At 61.0% G+C, this 11,323-nt stretch carries 11 protein-coding genes and 1 pseudogene; 6 read left to right on the forward strand and 6 right to left on the reverse strand.

All coding sequences use genetic code 11. The features are described 5' to 3' along the window. The 5 genes and pseudogenes from ACSFE6_RS28970 to ACSFE6_RS28990 all read left to right on the forward strand — a co-directional run. Positions 1-339 (forward strand): annotated as a pseudogene (locus tag ACSFE6_RS28970) (pyrroloquinoline-quinone synthase PqqC); the annotation flags it as partial. Beyond that, positions 336-608: a pyrroloquinoline quinone biosynthesis peptide chaperone PqqD gene (gene pqqD / locus ACSFE6_RS28975; RefSeq protein ID WP_435430812.1), complete on the forward strand. Its 273-nt coding sequence runs from the start codon at positions 336-338 to the stop codon at positions 606-608. The pseudogene ACSFE6_RS28970 and the gene pqqD, both read left to right, overlap by 4 nt. Further along, positions 586-1,728: a pyrroloquinoline quinone biosynthesis protein PqqE gene (pqqE, locus tag ACSFE6_RS28980; RefSeq protein ID WP_435430813.1), complete on the forward strand. Its 1,143-nt coding sequence runs from the start codon at positions 586-588 to the stop codon at positions 1,726-1,728. The genes pqqD and pqqE overlap by 23 nt, the downstream gene beginning before the upstream one ends. Positions 1,729-1,854: 126 nt before the next feature. Beyond that, positions 1,855-3,018: an alcohol dehydrogenase-like regulatory protein ErcA gene (gene ercA, locus ACSFE6_RS28985; RefSeq protein WP_435430814.1), complete on the forward strand. Its 1,164-nt coding sequence runs from the start codon at positions 1,855-1,857 to the stop codon at positions 3,016-3,018. Then, on the forward strand, positions 3,002-4,735 hold the full coding sequence (locus ACSFE6_RS28990) for a PAS domain-containing hybrid sensor histidine kinase/response regulator (RefSeq protein ID WP_435430815.1): 1,734 nt from the start codon (positions 3,002-3,004) through the stop codon (positions 4,733-4,735). Before ercA ends, ACSFE6_RS28990 begins: the two co-directional genes overlap by 17 nt. Positions 4,736-4,825: 90 nt before the next feature. On the opposite strand, the gene ACSFE6_RS28995 is transcribed toward ACSFE6_RS28990, so the two are convergent. The 6 genes from ACSFE6_RS28995 to copC all read right to left on the reverse strand — a co-directional run bounded on the left by ACSFE6_RS28995 (position 4,826) and on the right by copC (position 10,479). Then, entirely contained in the window at positions 4,826-5,695 is an 870-nt protein-coding gene (locus ACSFE6_RS28995; protein WP_435430816.1) for an aldose 1-epimerase, read from the reverse strand. A gap of 9 nt (positions 5,696-5,704) precedes the next feature. Then, positions 5,705-6,595 carry an SMP-30/gluconolactonase/LRE family protein gene (locus tag ACSFE6_RS29000; protein ID WP_435430817.1) on the reverse strand — a complete coding sequence of 297 codons (891 nt, stop codon included), beginning with the start codon at positions 6,593-6,595 and terminating at the stop codon, positions 5,705-5,707. Positions 6,596-6,650: 55 nt separating this feature from the next. Further along, positions 6,651-7,475: an NAD-dependent epimerase/dehydratase family protein gene (locus ACSFE6_RS29005; RefSeq protein ID WP_435430818.1), complete on the reverse strand. Its 825-nt coding sequence runs from the start codon at positions 7,473-7,475 to the stop codon at positions 6,651-6,653. Between the two features lie 248 nt (positions 7,476-7,723). Then, positions 7,724-9,019, reverse strand: coding sequence for an OprD family porin (locus ACSFE6_RS29010; RefSeq protein WP_435430819.1), 1,296 nt, complete (start codon positions 9,017-9,019; stop codon positions 7,724-7,726). A 236-nt stretch (positions 9,020-9,255) separates the two neighbouring features. Further along, on the reverse strand, positions 9,256-10,113 hold the full coding sequence (gene copD / locus ACSFE6_RS29015) for a copper homeostasis membrane protein CopD (RefSeq protein WP_435430820.1): 858 nt from the start codon (positions 10,111-10,113) through the stop codon (positions 9,256-9,258). A 3-nt stretch (positions 10,114-10,116) separates the two neighbouring features. Next, positions 10,117-10,479 (reverse strand): copper homeostasis periplasmic binding protein CopC, encoded by a 363-nt coding sequence (copC, locus tag ACSFE6_RS29020; protein WP_435430821.1) that lies wholly within the window; start codon positions 10,477-10,479, stop codon positions 10,117-10,119. 139 nt (positions 10,480-10,618) lie between these two features. On the opposite strand from copC, the gene ACSFE6_RS29025 reads away from it, so the two are divergent. Continuing rightward, positions 10,619-11,239 carry a TetR/AcrR family transcriptional regulator gene (locus ACSFE6_RS29025; RefSeq protein ID WP_175392045.1) on the forward strand — a complete coding sequence of 207 codons (621 nt, stop codon included), beginning with the start codon at positions 10,619-10,621 and terminating at the stop codon, positions 11,237-11,239. Positions 11,240-11,323: the final 84 nt, after the last annotated feature.

Genomic DNA, 11,323 nt, shown 5'->3' on the forward strand with positions numbered 1-11,323 from the left:
GCCGCCAGCAGCTCGTTGACCGAACTGTTCGCACCGCAGATCCACCAGTCGCGCCTGGACAGTTGGCCGCAGCATTACCCGTGGATCGACCCGGCCGGTTACGAGTATTTCCGCACGCGGCTCGGCCAGGCGCGGCGTGATGTCGAGCACGGTTTGCGCATCACGCTTGCCCATTACGTCACCCTTGAGGCCCAGCAACGCATGCTGCAGATCCTGCAATTCAAGCTTGACGTGTTGTGGAGCATGCTCGACGCCATGAGCATGGCCTATGAGATGGAGCGCCCGCCTTATCACACCGTTACCCGTGACAAGGTCTGGCATCGGGGGATCGCCCTGTGAGCCTGATCAATCGCCAACAATCCCCTGCGTTGCGCCGGGGTTTTCGCCTGCAATGGGAACCGCGCCAGGCGTGCCATGTGCTGCTGTACCCCGAAGGCATGGTCAAGCTCAATGCCAGTGCCGGGCAGATTCTGACTCTGCTCGATGGTGAGCGCAGTGTCGCGGCAATCATTGATCGGCTGACGGCGGATTTCCCGGGCGTGCCGGGAATCGACGAGGATGTGCTGGCGTTTCTGGAGGTGGCCCATGCGCAGTACTGGATCGAGTGAAGCACTGCCGGGGCCGCCGCTGTGGTTGCTGGCGGAGTTGACTTACCGCTGCCCGCTGCAATGCCCGTATTGCTCCAATCCGCTGGACTTCGCCCGGCATGGCGAAGAGTTGAACACCGAGGAGTGGATCCGGGTGTTTCGCGAAGCCCGGGACATGGGCGCCGCGCAACTGGGGTTTTCCGGTGGCGAACCTCTGGTGCGCCAGGATCTGGTGCAGTTGATCAAGGCCGCGCGGGACATGGGTTACTACACCAATCTGATCACCTCGGGCATCGGCCTGACCGAACAAAAGGTGCACGACTTCAAGTTGGCCGGGCTCGACCATATCCAGATCAGTTTTCAGGCCGCCGACGAAGCGGTGAACAACATGCTGGCCGGCTCGAGAAAGGCGTTCGCGCAAAAACTGTCCATGGCTCGGGCGGTTAAAGCCCAGGGCTATCCTATGGTGCTGAACTTCGTCACCCACCGGCACAACATCGACCGGATCGAGCAGATCATTGACCTGTGCCTGGAACTGGAAGCGGATTTCGTCGAGTTGGCCACCTGCCAGTTCTATGGCTGGGCCGAACTCAATCGTGTTGGCCTGCTGCCGACCCGCGAGCAATTGCAGCGCGCCGAGCGCATCACCAACGAATATCGCCAGCGCCTCGAGGCCCAGGGCCATCCGTGCAAACTGATCTTCGTCACCCCGGACTACTACGAAGAACGTCCCAAGACCTGCATGAACGGCTGGGCCAACCTGTTCCTCGACATTACCCCCGACGGCACGGCGTTGCCTTGCCACAGCGCCCGGCAACTGCCGGTGCAATTTCCCAATGTGCGTGAACACAGTCTCTCGCACATCTGGAACGATTCGTTCGGCTTCAACCGTTTTCGTGGCGATGCCTGGATGAAGGAGCCGTGTCGTTCTTGCGATGAGAAGCACAAGGATCTGGGCGGCTGCCGCTGCCAGGCGTTCATGCTGACGGGAGACGCGGGGAATGCCGACCCGGTGTGCAGCAAGTCGCCGCATCACGGCGTCATCCTCAAGGCCCGCGAAGAAGCCGATGCACCGGGGCAGGGCATGGAACACCTGACGTTGCGCAATGAGAAGGCTTCACAGTTGATCTATCGCGGATAAGCCAAGCCACACGAAACCCGTGGCGAGTTTAATGGCGAGTACATCCAGCCATTGGTCTGATTGCATTCGCAGCCGGATGCTTTAGTGTGAATGCTACCTTCCAAAACAATAAAAACAGGCTTTCCAATGAGCCAGAGTCTCAACCAACTGCGTAAATTCGTCTCGCCTGAAATCATCTTCGGTGCCGGCTGCCGGCATAACGTCGGCAACTACGCCAAGACCTTTGGTGCACGCAAGGTCCTGGTGGTCAGCGATCCGGGAGTGATAGCCGCCGGTTGGGTGGCCGATGTCGAAGCCAGCCTGCAAGCCTTGGGCATCGAATATTGCCTGTACAGCGCCGTCTCGCCCAACCCGCGGGTAGAAGAGGTCATGCTCGGTGCCGAGCTGTACCGGGAAAACCACTGCGATGTGATCGTTGCCGTCGGCGGCGGCAGCCCGATGGATTGCGGCAAGGGCATCGGCATTGTCGTCGCTCATGGCCGCAGCATCCTCGAATTCGAGGGGGTGGACACCATCCGCGTGCCCAGCCCGCCGCTCATCCTGATTCCGACCACCGCCGGCACCTCGGCGGATGTCTCGCAATTCGTGATCATTTCCAATCAACAGGAACGCATGAAGTTCTCCATCGTCAGCAAGGCGGTGGTGCCGGACGTGTCCCTGATCGACCCGGAAACTACCCTCAGCATGGATCCGTTCCTGTCGGCCTGTACCGGCATCGATGCCCTGGTGCATGCCATTGAAGCCTTCGTCTCCACCGGTCACGGGCCGCTGACCGATCCCCATGCTCTGGAGGCCATGCGCCTGATCAATGGCAATCTGGTGCAGATGATCGCCAACCCGACGGACATTGCCTTGCGTGAGAAAATCATGCTCGGGAGCATGCAGGCCGGGTTGGCGTTTTCCAATGCGATCCTGGGGGCGGTGCATGCCATGTCCCACAGTCTGGGGGGCTTTCTCGATTTGCCCCATGGCCTGTGCAACGCTGTACTGGTGGAGCACGTGGTGGCGTTCAACTACAGCTCGGCACCGGAGCGTTTCAAGGTGATCGCCGAGACCTTCGGTATCGATTGCCGGGGATTGAATCAGCGGCAGATCTGCGGGCGCCTGGTCGAGCACCTGATCGCCCTGAAGCATGCCATCGGCTTTCACGAAACCCTCGGTCTGCATGGGGTCAGCACCGCGGACATTCCGTTCCTGTCGCAACACGCCATGGACGATCCGTGCATCCTGACCAACCCGCGCGAGTCCAGCCAGCGCGATGTCGAGGTTGTCTATGGCGAAGCCCTCTGACGAACAACAACGGGCCTTGGCCGGGTTGCTGGGGCTGGGCAGCCATTCGGCGCGCAAGAGTCATTATCCGGAGCTGGCGGCACGTCTCGATGAACTGGAAGCCGAACGCAACCGCTACAAATGGCTGTTTGAAAATGCGGTCCACGGGATTTTCCAGGCCAGCCTGCAAGACGGCATGCGCGCCGCCAACCCGGCATTGGCGCGCATGCTCGGCTATCAGGATCCGCAAGAGGTGTTGTTTTCCCTGAACGATCTGGCCAGCAACCTGTTTGCCGGCGGCGTGCAGGAGCTGCAAAGCATCGGCGACACTCTCAGGCAGCAGCACAGCCTGCACGGTTACGAAACCCGATTACGTCGCAAGGACGGCAGCCACCTGGACGTGTTGATGAACCTGTTGCTCAAACCCGGTCAGGAAGGCCTGGTGGAGGGCTTTGTCGCCGACATCACCGAGCGCAAGCTGGCGCAGCAACGCCTGCAACAACTCAATGACGAACTGGAGCAACGCGTCACTGCACGTACCGATGAACTGCTTGAAGCCAACCGCAACCTGCAGCAGCAGATCACCCAGCGTAAACAGATCGCCCAGGCCTTGCGCGATGCCCGTGATGCCGCCGAAGCCGCCAACCGCAGCAAGGACAAATACCTTGCCGCCGCCAGCCATGACCTGCTGCAACCGTTGAACGCCGCACGATTGCTGATCTCGACCTTGCGCGAGCGCAAATTACCGGAGGTCGAACAGGTGCTGGTCGAGCGCACGCACCAGGCGCTGGAAGGGGCCGAAGACCTGCTCACCGATCTGCTGGACATTTCTCGGCTCGATCAGTCAGCAGTCAAGCCGGACATCGCACCCTACCGCCTCGATGAGTTGCTCGGCCCATTGGTGTCGGAGTTCCAATCGGTGGCCCAGGCGGCAGGATTGAGGCTGCGGGTGCACATGGGCGATTACGCCATCAGCACCGACTTGCGCCTGATGACGCGGATTCTGCGCAATTTTCTCAGCAATGCCTGTCGCTACACGGAGGAAGGCAGCATCCTGCTCGGCGCCAGGCGTCGGGGCGAGTTTCTCCGCCTGGAAGTCTGGGACACCGGACGCGGTATCGCGGCGGATAGACTCGACTCGATCTTCCTTGAATTCAATCAACTGGATGTCGGCCGTGCCGCCGACCGCAAAGGTGTGGGACTGGGGCTGGCCATCGTCGAGCGCATTGCCAAAATCCTGGGTTACAGGATCGGCGTGCATTCGCTGCCGGGGCGGGGATCGATGTTCAGTATCGACGTGCCGCTTTCCCATGAAGTCCCGTTGCCGATCGACCAGGCCACGCCCCAGCCGGGTACCGGCAACCCGCTACCGGGTCGGCGTCTGCTGGTGCTGGACAATGAAGTGAGCATTCTGGAAAGCATGGGGGCATTGCTCGGGCAGTGGGGGTGCGAAGTAGTGACGGCCACCGATGAAGCCTCGGCGCTGGCGGCCCTGGCAGGAAGGGCGCCGGAACTGATTCTGGCGGATTATCACCTCGACCATGCCGTGGTGGGGTGTGATGTGGTGCGACATTTGCGCGAGCATTTCCACCAGCCAATTCCGGCGGTGATTATCACCGCCGATCGCACCGACCAGTGCCGGCGCTCGCTGCAACGGCTCGACGCACCGCTGCTGAACAAACCGGTCAAACCGGGCAAGCTGCGCGCGGTATTGAGTCAGTTGTTGGGCACCCTGTAGGAGTGAGCACGCTCGCGATGGCGGCACAGGCACCGCAGGGTGTCAGGCAGTCAACGTTATCGTTGACGACCATCGCGAGCACGCTCGCTCCTACAGGGGGTGGTATTGCAGGGTGAGCGTCAGTTCAACCGACTGACCTCGCTCAAGCAACTTCAACCCCGGCTTTCCCGGCAAGTGATGGGCGTTGACCGGGTGGCTGACCGGTTCGATGCAGAAAAAATCCAGGCCGGGCGGGCAGTAGAGCAGGTAGTACTCGCTGCCGCTGGCCCGGCACTCCAGTTCGTAACCCAGGTCGGGTTGCTGGATCAGGCAGTGGCCGTTCCATTGGCAAAAGCCGTTGTCGACCAATGTCTCGGGCAAGCCCTTGGGTTGCTGGAAATCCCAGTCGGCAGGCAGGTTGCTCAGCGCTGTTGGCAGTTTTGAGGCATCACACAACCAGACCTGTTCGGCCCGGGCCTGGAGTCGCGTGTTCGGCATGCGTGGAAAGTAGGGATGCAAACCGAGCCCATGCCATGCCGCACGTTCGGCCAGGTGCGTGACATGCAACTCGATGCTTAGTCGACCTTCGCTCAAATGGAAACGTTGCCGGGCGCGATAGGCGAAGGGGGTGGTGCTGTCCAATTGCAGCACCACCTCGTCCGTTGATTGCGATATCACCTGCCACGCCTGCTGCCAGGCGCTGCCGTGAATCGGCAACGGGTCGGTGAGGCTGTTGGGGGCCAGCGCCAGCCAACCCTCGGGGCAGTCGAAACCACCTTCGGCAATGCGGTTGGACCAGGGCGCCAGGGGAAAACAGCCGAGTTTGCCGGGCAGCCCGGCGTTCAGCGCTTGTGCATCGGCGTGACGCAACAAGGGTTGTCCAGTGCTGCGTGCGGTCCAGTTGACGATGCTCGCACCGAGTTCGGGGGCGAGGATGAGGTGGGTGAAATCGTCTTTGAGTTCGAGCAGTTTCATGGTCATGGAGAGGAGTCAACGATCCTGAAATAGCGGCTCGGGCAAGCCCTTGACGCCGGGATCCAGAGCGAACACGCCGCCGGCGAGTGACTGTGGGTCATGGTCGTCACCGGGGCGAATCGAGGTCACGAACAGCGTATCCAATCGACTGCCGCCGAAGGCGCACATGGTCGGTTTTTTCACCGGGATGGCCAGGGAGCGGTCGAGACGGCCGTCGGGGGTGAAACGGTGAATCAGCCCGGCGTCATTGGCGCAGATCCAATAGCAGCCTTCGGCATCCACCGCGGCGCCGTCGGGGCGGCCGCAGTATTGATTCATGTCGACGAAGACTCGACGGTTCGAAGGCGTACCGCTGTCGGTGTCGTAGTCGAAGGCCCAGATCTGTTGCACCAGCGGGTGGGAGTCGGACAGATACATCGTGCGTCCGTCCGGGCTGAAACCCAGGCCGTTGGGCACGATGAAACCACCTAATTGCGCTGCCAGCGGCCCGCGTTGCCCGGCGCTGTAGCGATAGAGCGTGCCGTTGGCGGCATTGGCGCTCATGTTCAACACCATGCTGCCGGCCCAGAAACGTCCCTGGCGGTCACAGCGCCCATCGTTGAGACGCATGTCCGGGCGGGCGTGATCGACATGGGCCAGGAGCTGGCAGTCGAGACTGCCGTCATTGCGCGGCTGCAAATGAAAGTACCCGCTTTCCATGCCGGCAACCCAGCCACCGTCCAGGTGGCGGGCGATGCAGGCGAGCATTTCCGGGGTTTTCCAGGTGTCGACATGCCCGGTGTCGGCGCTCCAGCGTTGCAGGCCCCCGGCGGGAATATCGACCCAGTACAGGGCGTTTTCCTCGGGGACCCAGACCGGGCTTTCGCCGACCGCATTACGGGCATCGACAATCAATTCGGCTTGCATGGCAACTCATACCCTTGGTCTTTGTTGTCGGGATCAAGCGATGACAGCTAGGGGCTCAGTCACCGAACGGGCCGGCTGCGCAGAAGGCACCGCCCTGATAGATCCTGGCCGGGTCATCGGCGGCCGGCAGCGGCAGGGCCTCGACTTTTTCGCGGAACACTTCGGAACTGTCCTGCGGGGCGTAACCCAGGGCGGTGGCGTAGCGGTTGTCCCACCAGATGTCCTTGTTGTCGGACATGCCGTAGACGACGGTGTGGCCGACGTTCGGGGCGTACAGCGCGCGTTCGAGCAATTGGGTCAGGTCGCCGAAGCTCAGCCAGGTGCTCATCATCCGGCGGTTTTGCGGCTCCGGGAACGACGAGCCGATACGCACGCTGACGGTCTCGATGCCATAGCGGTCGAAGTAGAAGGTGGCCATGTCTTCGCCGTAGGACTTGGACAAGCCGTAATAGCTGTCGGGGCGGCGAGGGGAGTGGGCATCGATGACTTCATCCTGCTTGTAGAAGCCGATCACGTGGTTGGAACTGGCGAAAATCACCCGCTTCACCCCATGACGGCGCGCCGCTTCGTAGATGTGGAACACGCCGCAGATGTTGGCGCCAAGGATCTCTTCGAACGAATGCTCCGTGGACACGCCGCCAAAGTGCAGGATCGCGTCCACGCCTTCGACCAGTTGATGCACGGCGTGTTTGTCGGCGAGGTCGCAGGGCACGACTTCTTCACGGTCATCGATGGCTGGAGCGATATCGGCGATGTCCGACAGGCGAATGACATTGGCATAGGGGCGCAGGCTTTCGCGCAGAATCTTGCCCAGGCCTCCGGCAGCACCGGTCAGGAGCAGGCGATTGAAGGGGCGGCGGGGTGTGGAAGTGGTCGTCATGGAAATCCCTGGACAAACAGTCGTTGTTATTGGGTTCGTTGTAGGTTGTCGTACGACTTTGCTGAAGTATCGTAAGGCTTCCCGGTTATTGTCAACGCGACTTTGGTGGAAATGGACGGGGGGTCATGCCGCATTGCAGTTTTCTCTGTAGGAGCGAGCTTGCTCGCGATGAGGCCGGCACATTCAACATCAATGTCGCCTGCCAGTCCGCCATCGCGAGCAAGCTCGCTCCCACATTCGCTTTGTGTTTACAACAGGCTGATCGGATAGCTGATGAAGATCCGGTTCTCATCGAACTCGTTGGTGCTGAAGTCCCTGCGGATGCTCGCGTTGCGCCATTTGACGTTGAGGTTTTTCAGCACGCCGCTCTGTACGGTGTAGGCCAGCTCCGATTCGCGGCCCCATTCCTTGCCATCGGTGATGGTGCCGGTGTGCACGTTGTCGCCGCTGATGTAGCGGTTCATCAGGGTCAGGCCTGGAATGCCCAGGGCGACGAAGTTGTAGTCGTGGCGCACCTGCCAGGATTTTTCCCGGGCGTTGTCGTAGCTGGAGTTGTAGCTGTCGTTGGCCAGGGTGCCGCCGCTGGTGCCGTTGATGCGCATCCAGACATCGTCGCCGCTGAGTTTCTGCAGGCCGACATAGAACGTGTTGCCGCCGTACTTGGCCGAGAGCAGGGCGAACGCGGTCTTGTTGTCCAGATCGCCGGCCAGGGCGCTGCCGTCTTCCTTGCCGATGAAGTAGCCAAGGTTGGCGCCCAGGGTCCAGTCGCCCATGGGCTGGCTGTGGGTCAGGTTGAAGTACTGCTGCTGATAAATGTCGCTGAGCTCGGCGTACCACACGCCGACCTGGGTGCGTTTATCGTTGAAGGCGTATTCGCCGCCACCGAAGTTGAAGCGGTCGGAGGTGAACGCCGCTTTGCCGTTCATGAACATGTCTTCCATGCTCGCATCGTTGCGCGGGCTGTTCTGGCGGAACTGGCCGCCGTAGAGCGTCAGGCCGCTGATCTCGGTGGAGGTTACCTGGGCGCCGCGGAAGGTTTGCGGCAGCGAACGGCCGTCGTCGGAACGCAGGATCGGCAGCACCGGCATCCATTCGCCGACCTTCAATTCGGTCTTCGACACCTTGCCCTTGAGGGCCACGCCCAGTCGGCCAAAGTTGTCAGCAGGGCGGCCGTCGCTGTGGATCGGCAGCAGCTGCGTCCCACCGGTGCCTTTGCCGCCGTCGAGCTTTTGCGAGTACAGCCCCAGTACATCCACCCCGAATCCGACGGGGCCTTGGGTGAAGCCGGACTTGGCATCGAGGATGAAGTTCTGGGTCCACTCTTCTGCCTTGCCCTGAGGGTTGGCCGGGTTGACGAAGTTGCGATTGAAGTAGGCGTTGCGCAGGTTCAGCGTGGCCTTGGCATCATCGGTGAAGCCTTCGGCCTGGCCGGCGATGGGCAAGGCGAGGGCCAGGCTGCTGCAACCGATTATGCTCAAGGAATGACGGCGGATGAGGCTAGAACGGGCATTGCGGACGGACGGATTGCGGGTGAGTTTGCTCACTGGGCGTTCCCTTGTTTTTTTGTTTTTATTTTTTGTTATACGTCGTCGTACAACATTGGGGCGATTATTTGTGAGGCATTCCGCTGTTGTCAATGGAAAGTTGTACGACGACCTGCGGCAGGCTTTGAACCTGTGGGAGCGAGCCTGCTCGCGAAGACGGTCTATCAGGCAACATCGAGGGTGATTGTGAGATGGCTATTCGCGAGCAGGCTCGCTCCCACAGGGGACTGCGCTGGTCAGTTCGAAATCATGGGAGGCAAGGTGCCGAGCAGAGAGACCGCCGCCACGGCACCAAGCCCCAACAACCATTCCAGCGTCACACTGACGCGCAAGGTCGACAACTGCTGCTCGCAGTCCCTGACCCGCAAGCGGTTGAATATCGCCAACCCCAACATGGCGCCAACCAGTGAAACCTTGATCAACAGAATCACGGCAAAACCGGACAACAAGGGCATCGGCCAGAAGGCCCCGGTGAGGACTCGCACGTTGATCAGGCCGGTGATCAGCAACCCGGCCACCAGGCCATAACCGACTCCGCTGAAACGCTGCAACAGGGCTTCGAGAGGGTGTCCTCCGGGGTGCCGCAGGATCATGACCAGCAGCATCAGGCCACCGAGCCATGCGCCGACACAGGCCAGGTGCAGCAGTTGATTGAGGATCAACAACCGGCCTTGGAGGCCATCGAGCATGGCGCCGTGACCGACCGGGGCCAGCGTCGCCAGGAGCAGACCGCCGAGGATGATTTGCATAGGGCGGTTGGTGCGTAACGGTGTCAGCAGCAACGCGAGCAACAGCCCGTTGAACAGCAGGTGCCAGCGCCAGACCTGGCCAAAAAAGGTACGCTCCAGCACCCGTTGCAGCGTCGAGGGATCGAGTGCTGCGCTCCAGGCACCGGTCATGTTAACGGTGACCAACAGTAGCCAGCCGACACCGCTGACCAGCGCCATGGCCGCCAGCCAGCGGCTGACGCGATCCAACGCTTGATTCAGTGCAGAACCCCCCCCCAACAGTAGCGGCCTGAACACCCACGCCCCGAACAGCATCAGCACCACGGTGAAATGCAGGAAACGGCACAGCACCATCGCGCTGGTCATGTATTACTGGCCAACCTTGAACGCGTAAGCGCCTTCACTCTTGTGGGTATCGACCGACACCACGTGCCATTCGACCTTGTAATCACCGGCGGTCAAGGGCACCGCCGGCGTGGCAATCAGGGTCTTTTTATCACTGCCTTGGGTGACCAGGCTTTTCACCAGAATGTCCGCGCCATCTTTGGTGATCGTGACCTTGCAGAAGTCGGCTTCGACGCCTTCGGAGAAGATCAGGCTCAGTTCCGCGGGGGCACTGACGGTGCTGTCGGCGGCAGGTGTCTGGCTTTGCAAATGGGCGTGGGCCCACACTGATGAAACGGTGAGCAGCGAGCCGAGCAGGGTGGCGGCGGTCAGGACTTTCTTGAGCATATTCAATCCCTCGGCGACAGGTTCGATGTGGGCGCAAGTGTAGCCGCGCAACGATCAATGTACGAAGTTTGCTTTCCCCCTGTCGCCGCGAGGTAGAGCGGGTGCTAGTCTTGTTTAACGTTGTTGTCAGGGAGCCCTCATGGGCAATCACAAGATCGAGATTCGTCGCAGTAACGTCGAGAAAATTCTGCTGGGGGCCGAGAAGGTCTTCGCCGAGAAAGGCTTCGGCAGCACCGCCATGGCCGACATCGCCGCCGAGGTGCAACTGCCGCGCTCCAACCTGCATTACTACTTCAGCACCAAGACCGAGCTGTACAGCGCGGTGCTGTTGGGTCTGCTGGACGTGTGGAAGCAGGACGCGCTGTGCTTCGAGATGTTCGACGACCCGCGGGTAGTTCTCAGCAGCTACATCCGCGCCAAGATGAACCACTCCCGCAGCCGCCCCTACGGCTCGAAAGTTTGGGCCAACGAAATCATCCACGGTGCACCGACCCTGGGCTCGGCGCTGGATGCGAGCCTGTACGACTGGGCCAAGATGAAGGAAGCGAAGATTCGTCAGTGGGTGGACGACAAACGCATCCTGCCGGTGGAGCCTTCAAGCCTGCTGTACATGATCTGGGCCTCGACCCAGCACTACGCCGACTTCGATCACCAGGTGAACATTCTCAACGACCACCAGCCGTTGTCGGACATGCAGTTCGAGCGGGCGGTGCAGACAGTGACCAGTGTGATTTTGCGGGGGATCGGGTTGGAGCCTTGAGGCCTTCAGCGTTGCTGTTGGCCTCTTCGCGAGCAGGCTCGCTCCCACAATGGAATGCGTTTCAACTGTGGGAGCGAGCCTGCT

This window comes from Pseudomonas baetica, assembly GCF_051216495.1.
Lineage (GTDB): Bacteria > Pseudomonadota > Gammaproteobacteria > Pseudomonadales > Pseudomonadaceae > Aquipseudomonas > Aquipseudomonas baetica_B.